The sequence below is a fragment of the Pseudarthrobacter sp. MOO14 genome, from assembly GCF_058267675.1.
Genome location: NZ_CM177849.1, coordinates 4,148,947 through 4,167,810, shown reverse-complemented (window position 1 = coordinate 4,167,810; position 18,864 = coordinate 4,148,947). Strand labels below are relative to the sequence as shown.

At 66.3% G+C, this 18,864-nt stretch carries 16 protein-coding genes; 7 read left to right on the top strand and 9 right to left on the bottom strand.

Translation table 11 applies throughout. The features are described from left to right. Positions 1–77: 77 nt before the first annotated feature. Both AC4EEV_RS19180 and AC4EEV_RS19175 read left to right on the top strand, forming a co-directional pair. Entirely contained in the window at positions 78–830 is a 753-nt protein-coding gene (locus AC4EEV_RS19180) for a DUF4191 domain-containing protein (protein WP_018763580.1), read from the top strand. 114 nt (positions 831–944) lie between these two features. Next, complete coding sequence (locus AC4EEV_RS19175) at positions 945–1,298, top strand: DUF3817 domain-containing protein (RefSeq protein ID WP_109864312.1); 354 nt, start codon at positions 945–947, stop codon at positions 1,296–1,298. Positions 1,299–1,310: 12 nt separating this feature from the next. On the opposite strand, the gene AC4EEV_RS19170 is transcribed toward AC4EEV_RS19175, so the two are convergent. Continuing rightward, positions 1,311–1,748 (bottom strand): RDD family protein, encoded by a 438-nt coding sequence (locus tag AC4EEV_RS19170; RefSeq protein WP_018763578.1) that lies wholly within the window; start codon positions 1,746–1,748, stop codon positions 1,311–1,313. Between the two features lie 287 nt (positions 1,749–2,035). Here AC4EEV_RS19170 and glnA (AC4EEV_RS19165) point away from each other — a divergent pair, with 287 nt between their 5' ends. Next, positions 2,036–3,460 carry a type I glutamate--ammonia ligase gene (gene glnA, locus AC4EEV_RS19165; RefSeq protein WP_018763577.1) on the top strand — a complete coding sequence of 475 codons (1,425 nt, stop codon included), beginning with the start codon at positions 2,036–2,038 and terminating at the stop codon, positions 3,458–3,460. A 280-nt stretch (positions 3,461–3,740) separates the two neighbouring features. Here the strand turns inward: glnA (AC4EEV_RS19165) and AC4EEV_RS19160 are convergent, their stop codons facing one another. From AC4EEV_RS19160 to glnA (AC4EEV_RS19150), 3 genes are read right to left on the bottom strand one after another with little or no spacing between them, the layout of a single operon-like run. Beyond that, the gene (locus AC4EEV_RS19160; protein WP_109864313.1) at positions 3,741–4,286 is read right to left on the bottom strand and encodes a GNAT family N-acetyltransferase; all 546 of its coding nucleotides are present in this window, start codon (positions 4,284–4,286) and stop codon (positions 3,741–3,743) included. Further along, the gene (locus tag AC4EEV_RS19155; RefSeq protein WP_491329733.1) at positions 4,276–7,287 is read right to left on the bottom strand and encodes a bifunctional [glutamine synthetase] adenylyltransferase/[glutamine synthetase]-adenylyl-L-tyrosine phosphorylase; all 3,012 of its coding nucleotides are present in this window, start codon (positions 7,285–7,287) and stop codon (positions 4,276–4,278) included. Before AC4EEV_RS19155 ends, AC4EEV_RS19160 begins: the two co-directional genes overlap by 11 nt. Positions 7,288–7,296: 9 nt before the next feature. Continuing rightward, positions 7,297–8,637 (bottom strand): type I glutamate--ammonia ligase, encoded by a 1,341-nt coding sequence (glnA, locus tag AC4EEV_RS19150; RefSeq protein WP_109864349.1) that lies wholly within the window; start codon positions 8,635–8,637, stop codon positions 7,297–7,299. Positions 8,638–8,914: 277 nt separating this feature from the next. Between glnA (AC4EEV_RS19150) and panB the strand changes: the two genes are divergently transcribed. Next, positions 8,915–9,811: a 3-methyl-2-oxobutanoate hydroxymethyltransferase gene (gene panB / locus AC4EEV_RS19145; protein ID WP_018763573.1), complete on the top strand. Its 897-nt coding sequence runs from the start codon at positions 8,915–8,917 to the stop codon at positions 9,809–9,811. A 72-nt stretch (positions 9,812–9,883) separates the two neighbouring features. On the opposite strand, the gene AC4EEV_RS19140 is transcribed toward panB, so the two are convergent. Next, positions 9,884–10,048 (bottom strand): SPOR domain-containing protein, encoded by a 165-nt coding sequence (locus AC4EEV_RS19140; protein WP_018763572.1) that lies wholly within the window; start codon positions 10,046–10,048, stop codon positions 9,884–9,886. A 122-nt stretch (positions 10,049–10,170) separates the two neighbouring features. Here AC4EEV_RS19140 and map point away from each other — a divergent pair, with 122 nt between their 5' ends. Continuing rightward, complete coding sequence (gene map, locus AC4EEV_RS19135) at positions 10,171–11,049, top strand: type I methionyl aminopeptidase (RefSeq protein ID WP_491329732.1); 879 nt, start codon at positions 10,171–10,173, stop codon at positions 11,047–11,049. A gap of 110 nt (positions 11,050–11,159) precedes the next feature. Then, complete coding sequence (gene ppgK / locus AC4EEV_RS19130) at positions 11,160–11,963, top strand: polyphosphate--glucose phosphotransferase (protein ID WP_018763570.1); 804 nt, start codon at positions 11,160–11,162, stop codon at positions 11,961–11,963. A gap of 51 nt (positions 11,964–12,014) precedes the next feature. On the opposite strand, the gene nrdR is transcribed toward ppgK, so the two are convergent. From nrdR to AC4EEV_RS19115, 3 genes are all read right to left on the bottom strand, one after another. Further along, positions 12,015–12,515, bottom strand: coding sequence for a transcriptional regulator NrdR (nrdR, locus tag AC4EEV_RS19125; RefSeq protein WP_018763569.1), 501 nt, complete (start codon positions 12,513–12,515; stop codon positions 12,015–12,017). Between the two features lie 150 nt (positions 12,516–12,665). Then, positions 12,666–14,039, bottom strand: a complete 1,374-nt coding sequence (hisD, locus tag AC4EEV_RS19120; RefSeq protein ID WP_491329731.1) for a histidinol dehydrogenase — start codon at positions 14,037–14,039, stop codon at positions 12,666–12,668. 4 nt (positions 14,040–14,043) lie between these two features. After that, complete coding sequence (locus AC4EEV_RS19115; protein ID WP_109864315.1) at positions 14,044–14,574, bottom strand: hypothetical protein; 531 nt, start codon at positions 14,572–14,574, stop codon at positions 14,044–14,046. A gap of 125 nt (positions 14,575–14,699) precedes the next feature. On the opposite strand from AC4EEV_RS19115, the gene AC4EEV_RS19110 reads away from it, so the two are divergent. After that, positions 14,700–15,200 (top strand): flavin reductase family protein, encoded by a 501-nt coding sequence (locus AC4EEV_RS19110; RefSeq protein ID WP_018763566.1) that lies wholly within the window; start codon positions 14,700–14,702, stop codon positions 15,198–15,200. 94 nt (positions 15,201–15,294) lie between these two features. Here AC4EEV_RS19110 and dnaE read toward each other — a convergent pair whose 3' ends face one another. Beyond that, the gene (dnaE, locus tag AC4EEV_RS19105; RefSeq protein ID WP_491329730.1) at positions 15,295–18,852 is read right to left on the bottom strand and encodes a DNA polymerase III subunit alpha; all 3,558 of its coding nucleotides are present in this window, start codon (positions 18,850–18,852) and stop codon (positions 15,295–15,297) included. Positions 18,853–18,864: the final 12 nt, after the last annotated feature.

Below are 18,864 nucleotides of genomic sequence, written 5' to 3'. Positions count from 1 at the left end.
CTGGCTGGCCCCAGGCCGGACACCGGACGATTCCGGCGTCCGGCCTTGGCGTTTAAGTCACGTAGAATTGAGGCACTATGGCTAAATCCCCTGACTCCAGCAACTCCACCCCGGCGGGCCCAAGCGCGGTGAAGCGCGGCCTGTTCTCGCGCAAGCCGAAGGAAGCGAAGGCCAAGAAGCCCAGCAGGCTCAAGCAGATCGGCGAGGTCTTCACCATGACCCGCCGCCACGACCCCATGGTTCCGTGGCTGATGCTCCTGGTGTTCCTGGGCGTTGTAGCCGTGAGCTTCCTGGTGGGCTTCTGGCTGGATAACTGGATCACCGGCCTGATCATCGGTATTCCGCTGGGCCTGCTGGCGGCCACCTTCATTCTCTCCCGCCGTGCCGAACGCGCAGCGTTCGCGCAAATCGAAAACCAGCCCGGCGCCTCCGGTGCCGCGCTGGGCACGTTGCGGCGTGGCTGGATCACCGAGGAACAGCCTGTGGCTGTCAACCCCCGCACGCAGGATGCCGTGTTCCGTGCGGTAGGCCGTCCCGGCGTCGTCCTTGTCAGTGAAGGCCCCACCCACCGCGTGAAGCCCCTGTTGGATGCCGAGCGCAAGCGCCTCGCACGGATCCTGCCCAACGTTCCGGTCCATACGATCCAGACCGGGCACGGCGAAGGCCAGGTCCCGCTGAGCCAGGTGGCCAAGAAGATGGGCAAGATGAAGAACGAACTGACCAAGCTGGAGGTCAGCACCGTGTCCAAGCGCATTGCCTCCATGGGCACCCGGCTGCCGATCCCCAAGGGCATCGACCCGTACAAGGCCCGTCCCAACCGCGGACGCTAGCTGGCCGAACGCCCCGGAACCGGCACAGCCGGCTGCCGGGGCGTTTTTTCTTGCCGCCCACGCGGCGGCCACCGTATGACGGACCGTGCACCTACCAACGACAGGAACACCACCATGCCGCTGAGGACCACCGTGATCCGGGCTTTCCGGATCCTCGCCATCGCCGAAGCCTGCAGCTGGGCAGCACTGCTGGCCGGGATGTACTTCAAATGGATCGCCGGAACCACCGAAGTTGGCGTCCAGGTGGCGGGCCCGGTCCATGGCGCGCTGTTCATCGGCTACGGCCTGGCAGCGCTCACGCTATGGCGTGTGCAGCGGTGGCCTTTCCGGGTGGCGGCGCTGGCGGGCTTCTCCGCGATCTTCCCGTTCGCGACCATCCTGTTCGAGCGCTGGGCCGGACGCCGCGGCTACCTTGGCGCCCCCGCGCCGGAGGGCACCCCGGCCCGCCTCACGTCCAGCCGCACCTAGCAAGAGCAGCGGCTACCGGCGGACCAGCAGCGTATTCATGGCCTTGTCATGAAGGCCGCGCTGGTCGGGGTCGAATATGACGGCGGGGATGACCAAGCAGAGCAGCACCGTCCTCACCAGGGCCGCGAGCGGTCCCGGGGTACCGCCGCCGGGCCTCACCACGGCGATGCCCATCACCCGGTGGCCGATGCTGTAGCCGAGGGTTCCCACCAGCAGGATCTGCTCGATCGCGAAGACCCCGAGCGTCGCCCAGGAGTCGCCACCGAAGGCGAAATTGCTGATCAGCAGCGCAATGCCCCAGTCGATCATGATCGCGACGATCCGCCGCCCTGCCCGTGCGATGGAGCCGGGACCGGACTCCGGCAGGCCCAGCCGCTCCCCCGGATATTTCGAGACGCCGGAGGTGTCCGGTCCGCTGAGCCAGGAGCCAATGTCTTTGCGATCTACCACCGTCCAAGCCTACCGGCCCTGCGGCCGGCAGGGGCGCCCACAGTGTGGATGGGGTTGGACCACACTGTGGACGGGCGATAGCGTTTCCATAGCAGGGCATTCTGTAACCTGCCCGAAACAATGCGGACACGGACGGGAAATGCCTGATCCATAGGCTGTGAGAAGTTTCAAGCAAATCCCCACGGCAGGTGTACCAGCAGGGAAAACCTTGCGTTCTCCCTGCCTTTGGATTGCGCTGGACCACATGGCTTGCATGCCAGATATTTACATATGCGTTAGGAGCATAGATGTTCAAGACTGCGGACGAAGTCCTCAAGTTCATCAAGGACGAAGATGTAAAGTTCGTCGATATCCGCTTCACCGATCTTCCGGGCGTCCAGCAGCACTTCAACGTCCCCGCCAAGAGTGTTGACGCCGATTTCTTCGTCAACGGCCAGCTCTTCGACGGTTCCTCCATCCGCGGATTCCAGGGCATTGCCGAATCTGACATGCAGCTGATCCCGGACGTGACCACCGCGTTCCTGGACACCTTCCGCATGGAGAAGACCCTCGCGCTGAACTTCTCGATCGTGAACCCGCGCACCGGCGACCCGTACCACCGCGACCCCCGCGGCGTGGCCGAGAAGGCAGAAGCCTACCTGGCCTCCACCGGCATCGCCGACACCGCGTTCTTCGCTCCCGAAGCCGAGTTCTTCGTGTTCGACAACGTCCAGTACCAGTCCTCCCCGCAGGGCAGCTTCTACAAGATCGACTCCGAGGAAGCCCACTGGAACACCGGCCGCGAGGAAGAGGGCGGCAACCTGGGCTACAAGACCCCGGTCAAGGGTGGTTACTTCCCGGTCTCCCCCACCGACAAGCAGGCCGACCTGCGCGATGCCATGTGCGTTGCCCTGGACGAAGCCGGCCTCGAGGTCGAGCGCAGCCACCACGAAGTTGGCTCCGCCGGCCAGGCCGAGATCAACTACAAGTTCACCACCCTGACCCACGCGGCCGATGACCTGCAGAAGTTCAAGTACGTCATCAAGAACACCGCGGACGCCTGGGGCAAGTCCGTCACCTTCATGCCCAAGCCCGTCTTCGGTGACAACGGCTCGGGCATGCACTGCCACCAGTCGCTGTGGAACGGCGGCGAGCCGCTGTTCTACGACGAGAAGGGCTACGCCGGCCTGTCCGACACCGCCCGCTGGTACATCGGCGGCCTGCTCAAGCACGCCTCCGCCGTCCTGGCCTTCACCAACCCCACGGTGAACTCCTACCGCCGCCTGGTCAAGGGCTTCGAAGCACCGGTCAACATGGTCTACTCGCAGGGCAACCGCTCCGCTGGTATCCGTATCCCGATCACGGGCTCCAACCCCAAGGCCAAGCGCATCGAATTCCGCGCTCCGGACCCCTCCTCCAACCCGTACCTGGCCTTCGCGGCCCAGCTGATGGCCGGCATCGACGGCATCCGCAACCGCATTGAGCCGCCGGCTCCGATCGACAAGGACCTCTACGAGCTCCCGGCCGAGGAAGCCAAGGACATCCCGAAGGCTCCGGGCACGCTGGAGGAAGCCCTGGAGGCGCTGCGCGAGGACAACGAGTTCCTGCAGGCCGGCGGCGTCTTCACCCAGGACCTGATCGACACCTGGATCGAGTACAAGTACGAGAACGAGATCCGCCCGCTGTCGCTGCGCCCGAACCCCTACGAGTTCGAGCTCTACTACGGCGTCTAGCCGGCAGCCTGCCTGCCAGGCCTGCTGACCTAACGAAAAAGGCGGCCACCGGAACCATCCGGTGGCCGCCTTTTTCCGTACCCTGGCGCAAGCCCGCGGGAACGGTGAGCGGAAAGGTGGGGGCCCGGCTCCAGACGTGCTGAGACCGGGAGCCGGACCCCCTGACGAATGCCCCCCGAGACGAAGACTCAGTACAGCCTTCCCCCCAACAAGGTTGAAGAACACCGCCAATCCACATGATCGGGCAAACGCTTGCTGAGCGCAATGCCGGTCCGGCGAGTTACGGCCGCGCCGCGCAGCCGAAACGGTGGAACATGGTCCGTTGCGGCCCCGCGGAGCCACCCAGGTACTGTCCGGCATCGGCGAAACCGGCCCGCCGGTAGGCGGACAGTCCTGCCAGGTTTGCCTCATTGACGGACAGCACGACGCCGGCCTCACCGCTGTGGTGCCGGTCGGTGAGCCGCCGGGCGGCGTCCACGGCGGCAACGGCGGCGAGCGTCCCCAGCCCTTTTCCCTGGAACCTGCGGTCAATGAGGAAACCGCGAAGCAGCCAGGCTGAATCGTCGTCACGCCAACCGGCCAGCCGAGCGGCGCCCAGCTGTAGCGTCAACACCCCAACGGCGGACCCGGAGGACTCGACGACGTACGGGCGCCGGGATTCTTCTTCCAGCCCTGCCAGTGCCATGCGCAGGGGGTCGCCGACGAAGCGCTCTTGGCCTGGCAGCAGCCCCAGGCCGGCAACGGCACCGAGCTGGATGGCGCGGGCGTCCGGGTCGAGGTCGCCGAGCGGGATGAGCCAGACCCAGCCCGGAGCCTCATTGCCCATAGAAGACGCGTTCAAAGACCGCCCGGGCCCGCCGGCTCACCCTCAGGTAGTCTTCTTCCAGCGCTGCGGCCCGGCCCGGCTCGTAGCCGCACCAGCGCGCTACGGCTTCCAGGTCCCGGCGGGAGGATGGCAGGAGGTCAGAGGCCTTGCCGCTCCAGATGACGTTGGCGGACCGGATCCGGCTTGCCAGCCGCCAGGCATCTGCCAGGAGGACCGCGTCGGAATCGTCCAGCAGCCCCAGGCCGGCCGCTGCGGACAGGGCTTCCAGCGTGGACGTGGTTCGCAGTTCCGGATGCTTCCCGGCGTGCTGGAGCTGCAGCAGCTGCACCAGCCACTCAACGTCGCTTAGGCCGCCGCGGCCCAGCTTCAGGTGCCGTGCGGGGTCGGCGCCGCGCGGCAGCCGCTCCGATTCAACCCTGGCCTTGATGCGCCGGATCTCACGCACGTCCTGGTCGGACAGCGACGCCGGATACCGGATGGGATCGATCAGGTCCAGGAAATCAGCGGCGAGTGCATCGTCGCCGGCCATCGGACGTGCCCGCAGCAGAGCTTGCGCCTCCCACACCAGGGACCACCTGCGGTAGTACTCGGCGAAGGAGTCCAGGGAGCGCACCATGGCCCCGTTCTTGCCCTCCGGCCGGAGGTCGGCATCCATCTGGAGCACGCGTTCGGCCATGATGGCCGGTTTCAATGGCTGGGTGAGCAGGCTGGAGACCTTTGCGACAAGGCGGGTGGCCTGTTCCTGTGCCTCGGCCTCCGTGAAGCCCGGGAGGGCCCGGTGCACGTACATGACATCGGCATCGGAGCCGTAGCCGATCTCCCGGCCGCCCTGGCGTCCCATGGCGACCACCAGGACGGTCGTCTTCAGTGCCCCGCCGGCGGAAACGATCCCCTCTGCCACCCTGAGTGCGCCCAGGACCGCCGCACGGTCCGTATCCGCCAGCGCCCGGCCCACCTGGTCCTGGTCAAGGAGGCCCGCCGAGTCGGCGATGGCAATGCGCAGGATCTCCCGGCGCCGGATCAGGCGGATCAGGCGCATGGCGCTCTCCGGGTCCGCGTGCCGGGACATTTTGGCGGTGATTTCATGCCACTGGGCTTCGAAGCCCACCGGCACCAGGTCCTTGTCCTGCCCCAGCCATGCCACGGACTCCGGCGATACTTCCAGCAGGTCGGCGATCAGCCGGGAGTTGGACAGCATGTGGCACAGTCGTTCAGCGGCGGCGTTGGAGTCCCGGAGCATGCCCAGGTACCAGTGCGTGGTGCCGAGCGCCTCGCTGACGCGCCGGAACGCCAGGAGGCCGGCGTCGGGGTCGACCCCCTCGGCGAGCCAGTCCAGCAGGATGGGCAGCAGCTGCCGCTGGAGCGCCGCGCGGCGGCTGACTCCGGCCGTCAGCGCCTCGATGTGGCGCATCGCCCCCTGCGGGTCGCGGTAGCCGAGGGCGGCAAGGCGCCCCTGGGCGGCTTCCGGCGTCAGCTTTGCGTCCTCGGTGCTGAGCTTGGCTGCCGTGTTCAGCAGCGGCCGGTAGAAAATGCGTTCGTGCAGTTCCCGGACCGAGCGTTTGGTCCGCTGCCACGCGGACAACAGTGCATCGGGTCCGGGCCGCTCATTGGAGAACGGTCCCAGCACGGCCTTGGCCAGGGAGCGCAGGGCCGGCTCCGCCACGGGCATGAGGTGGGTACGGCGCAGCTGGAACAACTGGATCCGGTGTTCCAGCAGGCGCAGGTACCGGTAGGCATTATCGAACGCGGCGGCGTCAGACCGGCCGATGTACCCCCCGGCGGACAACGCGGCGATCGCGGAGGTGGTGTCCCGTCGTCGTAATGACTCATCAGCCTTGCCGTGCACCAGCTGAAGGAGCTGGACGGTGAATTCGACGTCACGAAGCCCGCCGCGGCCCAGCTTGATCTGCCGCTGTTCCTCCGCGGGCGGGATGTGCTCGGTCACCCTTCGCCGCATGGCCTGGACGGATTCAACGAAGCCTTCGCGCCCCGCCGAATTCCAGATCAGCGGTGCCACGGCTTCCTCGTACCGCCGGCCCAACGCGGCGTCGCCGGCCATGGCCCGTGCTTTCAGCAACGCCTGGAATTCCCAGCTTTCAGCCCACCTGGCGTAGTACGTTTCGTGCGAGGCGAGGGTGCGGACCAGCGGACCGGATTTCCCTTCCGGACGGAGGTTCGCGTCCACCTCCCACAGCCCGGGCTCCCGTGCCACCGACGAGATGGCCCGCGAAATGCCGCTGGCCAGGGCGGTGCCGATAGTGTTGGCGTGCGCGTCTTCCAGGCTTCCGGCGTCCACCACGTAGATGACGTCGACGTCGGAGATGTAGTTAAGCTCGCGGGCTCCGCATTTGCCCATGCCGATAACGGCAAGGCCCACGTCCGCGACGTCGGCGGCGCCGAACTGGCCGGCCGCTTCGGCGCGTGACACCGCGAGGGCGGCTTCGATGGCAGCGGCCGCGAGGTCCGCCAGTTCACGGCCCACCGACGGCAGGAAGTCCAGCGGATCGGCGGCGCAGAGGTCCTTGACGGCCAGGTCCACCAGGCCGCGCCTGTACGCCGTGCGCAGGGCGGCATAGGCGTCGGCGCCGGTCACTGCGGCGACGGGGCGGGCGGCGCGCGGGTCGGCACCCACTGACTGCAGGAGTGTGGCCCGCAGCCTGTCAGGATCGGCGGGCAGCGGTTCGGGGCTGGCACGGACCCGGAATGCGGCCAGGTGTTCGGGGTGCCGGATGAGGAACTCCCCCAGCGCCTCGGAGGCTCCCAGGACACGGTACAGCGGTTCGCTGGCCTCCAGTTCGGCGCCCGCCAGGTCCCGGAGCTGCGGGTGCCTTTCGATCAGCCGGACCAAGGACTGCAGTGCAGTGTCCGGGCTGGCAGCAAGCTGGAGTCCGGCGAAGAGCCTGTCCTGGTCCAGCCCCTCGAGTTCGCGCGCGGCCAGGAACCGTTCGCCCTTCTCCAGGTCGCTGAATCCGGCCGCGATGAGACGGCGTGCCAGGCTCACGCCGGGCACCTAGAGAATGCCGAGGTTGCGCTGCAGCTCGTAGGGCGTCACCTGCAGGCGGTAGTCCTGCCATTCGGCTCGCTTGTTGCGCAGGAAGTGCTCGTAGACCTGTTCGCCCAGGATCTGCGGCATCAGTTCGGAATCTTCCATGGAACGGATGGCATCGTGCAGGCTGGCCGGGAGCGGATCGTGGCCCATGGCGCGCCGTTCGGCCGAGCTCAGCGACCAGACGTCGTCCTCGGCCGCCGCAGGCAGGTCGTAGCCTTCCTCGATGCCCTTCAGGCCTGCACCAAGCAGGACGGCGTAGGCCAGGTAGGGGTTGGCCGCTGAGTCGATTCCACGGTATTCGATCCGTGCGGACTGGCCCTTGCCCGGCTTGTACAGCGGCACGCGGACCAGCGCGGACCGGTTGTTGTGACCCCAGCTCAGGTAGCTCGGAGCCTCGCCCCCGCCCCAAAGGCGCTTGTAGGAGTTGACGAACTGGTTGGTGACGGCGGTGAATTCCGGGGCGTGCTTGAGGATGCCGGCAATAAACTGCCGGGCCGTCTTGGACAGCTGGAACTCGGCGCCGGCTTCGAAGAACGCGTTGGTATCGCCTTCGAACAGGGAGAAGTGCGTGTGCATGCCGGAGCCCGGGTGGTCGGTGAACGGCTTGGGCATGAAGGTGGCGTACGTGCCCTGCTGCAGGGCCACTTCCTTGATCACGGTACGGAAGGTCATGATGTTGTCCGCCGTCTGCAGGGCGTCGGCGTAGCGGAGGTCGATCTCGTTCTGTCCGGGTCCGGCCTCGTGGTGGCTGAATTCCACCGAGATGCCCACCGATTCCAGCATGGTTACGGCGGTGCGGCGGAAGTCCTGGGCCACGCCACCCGGGACATGGTCGAAGTAGCCGCCCTCGTCAACCGGCACCGGTGCACCGTTCGGGCCCGGTTCCTGGGACTTCAGGAGGTAGAACTCGATTTCGGGGTGGGTGTAGCACGTGAAGCCCATGTCCGCGGCCTTGGCCAGCGTGCGCTTAAGGACGTTGCGGGGGTCCGCTGCCGAGGGTTCGCCGTCGGGAGTGAGGATGTCGCAGAACATGCGTGAAGTCTGTTCCGTCTCGCCACGCCACGGCAGGATCTGGAAGGTGGATGGATCGGGCTGGGCCAGCATGTCGGATTCGAAGACCCGGGCCAGCCCTTCGATGGCGGAGCCGTCGAAGCCAAGGCCTTCCTCGAAGGCACCCTCGACCTCGGCCGGCGCCAGGGCTACGGACTTCAGCGATCCCACGACATCGGTGAACCACAGGCGCACGAAACGTACGTCGCGCTCTTCGATCGTGCGCAGGACAAATTCTTGCTGGCGGTCCATGATGGCCTCTTCTCCGGTCAACGTTCATGCTCCGGGGCCCGCGCAAAGGGGAAAGCCGGCAGCAGTTCATCAACACTGTACTAATCATTCGGCGCCGATGCTTGAGCCTGAGCCGTGCGTAACACAGCATTAACCTCCGGAGCGGTCCGGGAGTTGCCCTGGCGGCTTCCATGCGGGACGTCAACGGCGTTCCGGCACGGCCGCTATGACGCTAATCACCTTTGCCCGGAACCGGCTGCGGTAGAAAGCACGGCAGGTCCCGCACTACGCTCATCCCATGGCCACCAGCAACAGCTCCGACTCCAGCGCGTCCGCCGAAGTACCCGCCCCGTACGGCAGCGGACCCGGCCAGCACGAGGCTCCTGCCGCCGGACGAAAACCGGCCAAGGTCCGGATCCACCACCTGCAGCAGGCCAAGCGGGACGGCACCAGGTTCGCCATGCTCACCGCCTACGAGCAATATACGGCGGAGATCTTTGACGCTGCCGGCATTGAAGTGCTGCTGGTCGGTGATTCGGCCTCGAACAACGTCTACGGCAACGAAACCAGCCTTCCGGTCACCGTGGACGAACTGCTGCCGCTGTGCCGCGCCGTGGCCAGGACCGCGAAGCGCGCCATGGTGGTCGCGGACCTGCCCTTCGGCAGCTACGAAGTCAGTGCCGAACAGGCCGTCGCCACCGGTGTCCGCTTCCTGAAGGAAGGCCTGGCGCATGCTGTGAAAATCGAGGGCAGCGCGTACTACGCCCCAACGGTGCGAGCAATGGTGCAGGCGGGCATCCCGGTCATGGCCCACATCGGTTTCACCCCGCAAAGCGAACACGCACTGGGCGGATACCGCGTGCAGGGCCGGGGCGACGACGCCCAACGCCTGATCGACGATGCCCGCGCCCTCTCCGACGCAGGCGCATTCTGCGTGCTCATGGAAATGGTCCCGGCCGACACCGCGGCCGCGGTGGACGCTGCCGTGGACGTCCCCACCATCGGCATTGGCGCCGGGAACGCGACCACGGGCCAGGTCCTTGTCTGGCAGGACATGGCCGGCCTGCGGGGCGGCCGGATGGCCAAGTTCGTCAAACAGTACGCGGACCTGCGCACCACCCTGCTCGACGCCGCCACCGCCTACGGCGACGACGTCCGCTCCGGCCAGTTTCCCGGCCCGGAACATTCCTTCTAGCTTTCAACTTCACCCCGCCGACGCGGGCGGAACAGGCGGGCCGGCACCCGGCCGGCCTGCCCACCCAACCGGTCAGTCGTCGTCGCCCTTTTCCCAGGCCTCGTTGCGCGCCTTGACCTTCTCGATGGCGTGTTCAGCTTCTTCCCGGGTCTTGTAGGGCCCAATGAGCTGGCTCCAGTCGGAGAGCCGGTCTTCTTCCACTTCGTGGGTGTTGACGTTGAACCAGTACTCAGTCATCGTTGCTCCTCGTTCCGGCGACAGGAAAGCCGCGGGGTGATGCACGTAACACAAATACTTACGTGTGCCCTCCGCCGCTTGTCGGTTGTTAGGCGTTCTGCGGTGCCTTATATGATCAATCTATGCCTTCCCTTGCCTCTACTGCACCCACCGGAACCCTCACCCCGGGTACCGTAGGCCCGCAGCGTTCCGTCCCGGCGTCCATCCCCCGTCCGGAGTACGTCGGCAAGCCTGCCCCGGCCAAATTCACGGGTTCGGAGGTCAAGTCCGCCGAAACGATCGAGAAGATCCGCGTCGCCGGGCGGATCGCGGCCCAGGCCATCGTGGAGGTCGGCAAGCATATCCAGCCCGGTGTCACCACCGATGAACTGGACAGGGTGGGCCACGAATTCCTGCTGGACCACCACGCGTACCCCTCCACGCTCGGCTACCGCGGATTCCCCAAGTCCCTGTGCTCGTCGCTGAACGAGGTCATTTGCCACGGCATCCCGGACAGCACCGTGGTCCAGGACGGCGACATCCTGAACATCGACATCACCGCCTTCATCAACGGGGTCCACGGCGACACGAACTACACGTTCCTGGTGGGTGACGTGGACGAGGAATCACAGCTCCTGGTGGAGCGCACCCAAGAGTCGCTCAACCGGGCCATCAAGGCGGTGGCACCGGGCCGGGAAATCAACGTGATCGGCCGCGCCATCCAGTCGTACGCCAAGCGTTTCGGCTACGGCGTGGTGCGGGACTTCACCGGCCACGGTGTCGGCGAGGCTTTCCACACCGGACTGATCATCCCGCACTACGACGCCGCCCCCGCCTACAACACCGTGATCGAAACGGGGATGGTGTTCACGATCGAACCGATGCTCACCCTCGGCACCGTCGAGTGGGACATGTGGAGCGATGACTGGACCGTGGTGACCCGCGATCACAAGCGCACCGCCCAATTCGAGCACACCCTGCTGGTTACCGAGACCGGTGCGGAAATCCTCACCCTGCCGTAGTCTGTCCCCTGCCCGCACACGGCATCCGATGCCGGTGCAGGACCCACCCTGTTGTGGGGCTGCCCCCGGCCGCCCCTTCCCTGCCCGCCCCAGCCTAGAACGGAATCCCATTGGCCAAGAAGGACGAGAAGTCGCACAAGAACGCACCACTGATCGGCATCGACATCGGCGGTACGGGCATCAAGGGCGGCATTGTCGACCTGAAGAAGGGCAAGCTCCTGGGCGAGCGTTTCCGGGTGCCCACCCCGCAGCCCGCCACGCCCGAGGCCGTTGCCGAAGCAGTGGCCCTGGTGGTCGCCGAGCTCTCTGCGCGCCCCGAGGCCCCGGAGGCCGGCTCCCCCGTGGGCGTGACGTTCCCCGGCATCATCCAGCACGGCGTGGTCCACTCCGCCGCCAACGTGGACAAGAGCTGGCTGGATACGGACATTGACGCCCTCCTCACCGAGCGGCTGGGCCGCCCCGTGGAGGTCATCAACGACGCCGATGCCGCCGGCCTGGCCGAAGCCCGGTACGGTGCCGGCGAAGGTGTCGCCGGCACCGTCCTGGTCATCACCCTGGGCACGGGCATCGGCTCCGCCTTCATTTTCGACGGGAAACTGGTACCGAACGCGGAACTGGGGCACTTGGAGATCGACGGCTTCGATGCCGAATCGAAGGCCTCCGCCGTGGCCCGCGAACGGGACGGGCTCTCATGGGACGAGTACAGCGTGCTGTTGCAGCGGTACTTCTCGCATGTGGAGTTCCTGTTCTCCCCGGAGCTGTTCATCGTCGGCGGCGGAATCTCCAAGCGCGCGGACGAGTACCTTCCCAACCTCAAGTTGAGGACGCCGATTGTTCCGGCCGTCCTGCGGAACGAGGCCGGGATCGTTGGCGCGGCCCTGGAAATCGCATTGCAGCACAAGCTCACCAAGTAAAGGTGGTGCCGGTGGCGGCTGCGGCTTCCCCTCCGCTGCCGCCACCGGAGCTTAGAGCGGGCTCTTCTCGGAGCTCTTCGGGCCGGAGGCGCCCTTGGCGCCTTCCACGGCTTCGTGGCGGAGCAGGGCAATGGCCGATTCGAAGTCCTCCAGGGACTCGAAGGCCTGGTACACGCTGGCGAAGCGCAGGTACGCTACCTCATCCAGCTTCTGGAGCGGTCCGAGGATGACCAGGCCTACCTCGTGAGCGTCGATTTCGGCGGCGCCGGAGGAACGGATCTGCTCTTCCACCTCCTGGGCCAGCATGGCGAGGTCGTCTTCGCTGACCGGCCGGCCCTGGCATGCTTTGCGCACGCCGTTGATCACCTTGCTGCGGCTGAACGGCTCGCCCACGCCGGAGCGCTTGATGACGGAGAGGCTGGTGGTTTCGACGGTGGTGAACCGGCGCCCGCATTCGGGGCACTGGCGCCGGCGTCGGATAGCCGAGCCGTCATCGGCCATCCGGCTGTCAACGACGCGGGAATCGGGGTTGCGGCAGAACGGACAATACATGGCGTTTCCCCTTCCCTTCCGGCGTCTAACGGCAACGAAACCGGCAGTGCCGCCGGACCGCAGTGTTACCGTCCCAGTTTACGGCTGCATCCCGGGTAATAACAAGCCTGTAATTACTACATGTAGTGCCCGGCAGCCTATATGTAGTGGCTAGTCCTGTGCAGGGAACCGCGCGCTGACGGCGTCCCCGTGGGCCGGCAGGTCCTCGGCGCGGGACAGGCTCACAATGTGGCCGCTGACCTCCGCCAAGGCCTCCCGGCTGTAATTGACCACCTGGATGGCGCGCAGGAACGTGGTGACGTTGAGCCCGGACGAGAACGCAGCGGTCCCGCTGGTAGGCAGCACGTGGTTCGAGCCTGCGCAGTAGTCCCCCAGGCTGACGGGGCTGTAGTCGCCCACAAAGATCGCGCCGGCATTCCGGATCCGCGCGGCCACGGCGGCGGCGTCCCGCGTCATGATCTCCAGGTGCTCGGCGGCGTAGGCATCGCACGCGGCGATTCCCTGGTCCAGGTTGTCCACCAGGACGACGCCGGACTGGGGGCCGGACAAGGCCTCCCGGACGCGGGCGGAGTGCTTGGTTGCGGCGGCCTGCCGATCGAGCTCGTCCCGTACCGCCATGGCCAACGGCTCCGAATCGGTGACCAGCACCGATGCTGCCTTGGGGTCGTGCTCGGCTTGGCTGAGCAGGTCGGCGGCCACCAGCGCCGGTTGGGCGGAGTCGTCGGCAAGGATGGCGATCTCCGTGGTTCCTGCCTCCGAATCGATGCCCACCACTCCCTTGACCAGGCGCTTGGCGGTGGCGACGAAGATGTTGCCGGGCCCGGTCACCACGTCCACCGGTTCCAGTGCGGGGCCCGCGTCGCCGGCGTCCACCCCATAGGCAAACGCGGCGATGGCCTGTGCGCCGCCGATGCCGTAGACCTCGGTGATACCCAGCAGCGCCGCAGCGGCGAGGATGGTGGGGTGCGGCAGGCCGCCGAATTCTTTCTGGGGCGGCGAAGCAAGGGCAATGGATTCCACCCCTGCCGCCAGCGCCGGCACCACGTTCATGATCACCGATGACGGATACACTGCCAGGCCGCCCGGAACGTACAGCCCAACGCGCGTTACCGGGACCCAGTTCTGGCTGACGACGGCGCCGTCGCCCAGTTCGACGTCAACGTTGCGGGGCCGCTGCCGGTCGGCGAATTTCCGTGCCCGGCTGATGGATTCCTCCAGTGCTGCCCGCACCTTCGGGTCAAGACCGTCCAGGGCTGCGGCGATCGCCTCCCGGGGAACCAGCGGATGGCGCTGATCCACGCCGTCGAACCTTGACGCAAGGTCAGACAACGCCGCGAAGCCGCGCTGCCGGACGGCGGCGATAATGTCCAGGACCTTTTCCTCGGCGTCCGCCACGGTCTGGCCCTTGGCGCGCGGAACGGCGGCGCGCAGGGCCGCCAGGGTCAGGGTGCGGCCGCGAAGGTCGATGGTGCGGAAGTCGACGGCGGTAGTCGCGGGGGCAGGAGGCTGAGGGGAAGTGGTCACCTGACTATTTTACGGCGCTGTTCCCGCCCGCCGTTCCGCCGGGGATGCCGGCGGGTTTCCGGCCTGCCATCCCCACCAACTCCAAAACGAAGACCGAAACCGCCGTGGCAGCCGGCCACAGCAGCAGCACCGGCAACGCCCGGAGCGAGAAGGCGATGCTGGCATTGGCCGAGGTGTCCACCGCCGGCCCCCAGAGCCGGGCCGCGAGGAGACCGGTTCCCCAGGCGGCCAGGCTGCCGGCCACCGCGCCGACCAGGCCCGCCAGCAGAGCCGTCCGGGGGTCCGGACGCTTGCCGTCGGCCAGGAACACGGCCAGCAGGCAACCGGCCAGCACCATAATCCCGGCAAGTGTCAGGTCGCGTGGCAGCCACACCAACGGTGCCGTTCCCGATGCCAGGGCGGGGTTCCGGGTGATCAGGTTCAGGCCGCCCGGGGCAAGCAGCCACCAGAGGAGCCCGGCCGGAACGCCTGCCGCCGCCGGGACCAGCAGCAGGGACCAGGGCAGCCGCCGCGCGGGGCGGCCAAAGTTCGTCATGACAGACACCTTAACAAAGGTTCCTGCGGAGCCCGTCAGCGGTTCAAGGGCTCTGTGTTTTCCCGCCTGGCCCGCGGGCCAATACGCTTGGGGAAAGAGATATGCCACTTAGTGCAGGAGTTCCGGTGACCGACAACAGCGAGCCCTTTGAGCAGACGTTCAGGGAGATGTTCCGGCGGCATGCCGCGGGCGTCGCCATCATCACCGTGAACTACCAGGACGAGCCCTACGGATTCACCGCAACATCGGTGGCCTCCCTGTCGGCCAAACCGCCGCGATTCACGTTCAACATGGCCCGCAGTTCCAGGTCCTGGCCCGCCGTTGCCAACACCCAGTTCCTGGGCGTGCACATGCTGGGCCTCGAGAACCAGGAACTGGCAGCCCGGTTCGCCCGGCCCGGCAACCGGTTCGAGGGGAACCACTGGGAAATCGGACCGCACGGGGTGCCCATCCTGAAGGATGTGGCCGGCTGGCTCATCGGCGAGGTGCAGATGCGGCTGTCGTTCGAAAACAATGCCGTGGTGGTGGTCCAGGTGGTGGACGGCCAGGTGGGCGGCGATGGTGCGCCGCTGCTCTACCATGGGGGCGCCTACGGACAGCCTGTCCCGCTGGACTACGAAATCTAGCGCACTCCATCGTCCCGGGTCCGGGCTGAAGCGACCAGACGCCAAAGGCGCGGACGACGCCGGAAGCCGGCTTCCGGCGTCGTGCTCCCCTGCGTCAGGCGTCCAGGCAAGCCGGCCCCAGCAGCACTTTCAGGTCGCCGAACAGCGACGGGCTGGGGTTCACCCGCAGGTGGACGGGCAGGCCCATGATTTCCGTGCGGGTGTCGCCCTGGAGGTGCAGCCGCACCTCCGAGTTGCCCCGGTGCGTGCGCAGCACGTCCCCCAGCTCCGTCACCACTGCCTCGGTTGCCTTGTAGGTGGGCATGGTGATGACCAGCGGCCCGTGCAGGCCTTCGCTCAGGTCCGGAACGGACAATTCCATGCAGTTGAGGGTGATTGCGCCGTCGTCGCGCTTTTGCAGGCGGCCCTTGACCACCACGATCAGGTCCTCGGCGAGCACGGAGGCGATAGGCCCGTAGACCTGGCCGAAGAACATCACTTCGATGGAACCGCCGAGGTCCTCGATCTCGGCCCGGGCGTAGGCATTGCCGCTGGCTTTGGCGATGCGGCGGCTCAACGAGGTGATCATGCCGGCGATGGTGATGATGGCGCCGTCCTGCGGCCCGTCTTCGCCGATGATGGTCGTGATGCTCATCTCCGCGTGCTGGCTCAAAAGCCCCTCGAGGCCCTGCAGCGGGTGGTCCGAGACGTACAGGCCCAGCATGTCCCGTTCGAAGGACAGTTTGTCCTTCTTTTCCCACTCGGGCAGGTCCGGGATTTCGATGCTGAGCGACGCTTCCGATTCGGCTTCCTCAAAACCGGCGAAGAGGTCGAACTGGCCGATCGCCTCGTTCCGCTTCAAGGTGATGACGGAATCGATGGCCTCTTCATGGATCATGGCCAGCGCACGCCGGTGATGGCCCAGGGAGTCGAAGGCCCCGGACTTGATCAGGGATTCGATGGTCCTCTTGTTGCACACCACCGCCGGAACCTTCATCAGGAAGTCCTTGAAGGACGTGTAGGCACCTTCGCTCTCGCGCGCGGTGACCATGGCATCGACGGCGTTCGCACCCACGTTGCGGATAGCGCCCATGCCGAAGCGGATGTCGTTGCCCACCGGGGTGAAGTTCAGGGCCGACTCATTGACATCCGGCGGAAGCACCGTGATGCCCATGCGGCGGCATTCGTTCAGGTAGATGGCCGACTTGTCCTTATCGTCGCCCACGCTGGTCAGCAGTGCAGCCATGTACTCCGGCGCATAGTGCGCCTTCAGGTAGGCCGTCCAGTAGGAGATCACCCCGTACGCGGCGGAGTGGGCCTTGTTGAAGGCGTAGTCGGAGAAGGGCAGGAGGATGTCCCACAGGGTCTTGACGGCCTCCATGGAGTAACCGTTGTCCTGCATGCCCTGGGAGAAGCCGGCGAACTGCTTGTCCAGTTCCGACTTCTTCTTCTTGCCCATGGCCCGCCGGAGGATATCTGCCTGGCCCAGCGAGTAGCCGGCCAGCTTTTGCGCCACGGCCATCACCTGCTCCTGGTACACGATCAGGCCGTACGTGCCGCCGAGGATCTCCTTGAGCGGTTCCTCCAGCTCGGGGTGGATGGGAATGACTTCCTGGATCCCGTTCTTGCGCAGCGCGTAGTCAGTATGGGCATTGGCGCCCATGGGGCCTGGCCGGTACAACGCCAGCACGGCGGAGATGTCTTCGAAGTTGTCCGGCTTCATGAGCTTGAGCAGGGAACGCATGGGGCCGCCGTCGAGCTGGAACACGCCCAGGGTGTCGCCGCGGGCCAGGAGTTCGTAGGACGGGGCGTCGTCGAGCTCCAGGTTTTCCAGGTCGAGGTCGATGCCGCGATTCATTTTGATGTTCTCGAGGGCATCGGAAATGATCGTCAGGTTCCGCAGGCCCAGGAAGTCCATCTTGATCAGGCCAAGGCCCTCGGACGTCGGGTAGTCGAACTGGGTGATCACCTGGCCGTCCTGGAAGCGGCGCATGATGGGGATGACGTCGATGATGGGGTCCGAGGACATGATGACGCCGGCTGCGTGCACGCCCCACTGGCGCTTCAGCCCTTCAATGCCCAGGGCCGTTTCGAAGACCTTGGCGGCTTCCGGGTCGGTGGCGATCAGCTGCCGGAAATCGCCGGCCTCGCTGTAGCGCTTGGCTTCGGGGTTCTGGATATCCGCGAGCGGAATGTCCTTGGCCATCACGGCGGGGGGCAGGGCCTTGGTCAGCTGTTCACCCATGCTGAACGGGTAGCCCAGGACCCGGGAGGAGTCCTTGAGGGCCTGCTTGGTCTTGATGGTGCCGTACGTGACGATCATGGCGACGCGTTCGTCACCGTACTTGCGGGTCACGTAGTCGATCACTTCGGAACGGCGCCGGTCATCGAAGTCGACGTCGAAGTCGGGCATGGAGACGCGGTCCGGGTTCAGGAACCGTTCGAAGATCAGGCCGTGGCGCAGGGGGTCGAGGTCGGTGATGCGCATGGCGTAGGCCACCATGGAACCGGCACCCGAACCACGGCCGGGGCCAACACGGATGCCGTTGTTCTTGGCCCAGTTGATGAAGTCGGCAACCACCAGGAAGTAGCCCGGAAACCCCATGGACGTGATGACGCCGAGCTCGTAGTCCGCCTGCTTGCGGACCTCGTCCGGGATGCCTCCCGGGTAGCGGTACTGCAGGCCCTTGTCCACTTCCTTGACCAGCCACGAGGTCTCGTCCTCGCCGGGCGGGCAGGGGAACCTGGGCATGAAGTTGGCGTCCGTATTGAAGGACACCTCGCAGCGCTCAGCGATCAGCAGGGTGTTGTCGCAGGCTTCCGGGTGGTCGCGGAAAAGCTCGCGCATCTCCTGCGGGGATTTGAGGTAGTAGCCGCTGCCGGAGAAGGCGAACCGCGAACCGCCGTTGTCGTACGTGGGTTCGAGCAGCGTGGAGCCCGACTGGATGGCCAGCAGGGCCTCATGGGCCTTTGCATCGTGCTCGTGGGTGTAGTGGAGGTCGTTGGTGGCCACCAGCGGCAGGTTGAGGTCCTTGGCGAGCCTCAGGAGGTCGCCGTTGACCCGACGCTCAATGTCCAGCCCGTGGTCCATCAGCTCGCAGAAGTAGTTTTCCGCGCCGAAGATGTCCCGGAACTCGGCGGCCGCCTCCAGCGCTTCGCGGTACTGGCCGAGCCGGAGCCTGGTCTGCACTTCGCCGGAGGGACATCCGGTGGTGGCAATCAGCCCCTCGGAGTAGGTGTTGAGCAGTTCGCGGTCAAGCCGCGGCCACTTGCCGAACACCGAATCGAGGGAGGCGATGGAGGAGGCCCGGAAGAGGTTCCGCATGCCCACGTTGTTGTAGCTCAGGAGCGTCATATGGGTGTACGAGCCACCACCGGAGACGTCGTCCTTGCGCTGGGATTCGTCGCCCCAGCGGACGCGTTCCTTGTCCGTGCGGGCCGTGCCGGGGGTTACGTAGGCTTCGACGCCGATGATCGGTTTGATGCCCTTGTCCGTGGCCTTGCGCCAGAAATCGAACGCCCCAAACAAGTAGCCGTGGTCTGTGGTGGCAAGGGCCGGCATCCCCAGGCGCTCGGTTTCATCGAACAGCTCGCCCAGGCGGGCAGCTCCATCCAGCATGGAATATTCGGTGTGGGTGTGCAGGTGGACAAACGAATCTTTGCTGGAACTCACCGCACCATTCTA

Coding starts and splice junctions, on each gene's coding strand:
- nrdR (WP_018763569.1), bottom strand. CDS start 12,515: ATGTATTGTCCGTTCTGCCGCAACCCCGATTCCCGCGTCGTTGACAGC.
- glnA (WP_018763577.1), top strand. CDS start 2,036: ATGTTCAAGACTGCGGACGAAGTCCTCAAGTTCATCAAGGACGAAGAT.
- glnA (WP_109864349.1), bottom strand. CDS start 8,637: ATGGACCGCCAGCAAGAATTTGTCCTGCGCACGATCGAAGAGCGCGAC.
- AC4EEV_RS19180 (WP_018763580.1), top strand. CDS start 78: ATGGCTAAATCCCCTGACTCCAGCAACTCCACCCCGGCGGGCCCAAGC.
- AC4EEV_RS19140 (WP_018763572.1), bottom strand. CDS start 10,048: ATGACTGAGTACTGGTTCAACGTCAACACCCACGAAGTGGAAGAAGAC.
- AC4EEV_RS19115 (WP_109864315.1), bottom strand. CDS start 14,574: ATGACGAACTTTGGCCGCCCCGCGCGGCGGCTGCCCTGGTCCCTGCTG.
- AC4EEV_RS19175 (WP_109864312.1), top strand. CDS start 945: ATGCCGCTGAGGACCACCGTGATCCGGGCTTTCCGGATCCTCGCCATC.
- map (WP_491329732.1), top strand. CDS start 10,171: ATGCCTTCCCTTGCCTCTACTGCACCCACCGGAACCCTCACCCCGGGT.
- AC4EEV_RS19160 (WP_109864313.1), bottom strand. CDS start 4,286: ATGGGCAATGAGGCTCCGGGCTGGGTCTGGCTCATCCCGCTCGGCGAC.
- panB (WP_018763573.1), top strand. CDS start 8,915: ATGGCCACCAGCAACAGCTCCGACTCCAGCGCGTCCGCCGAAGTACCC.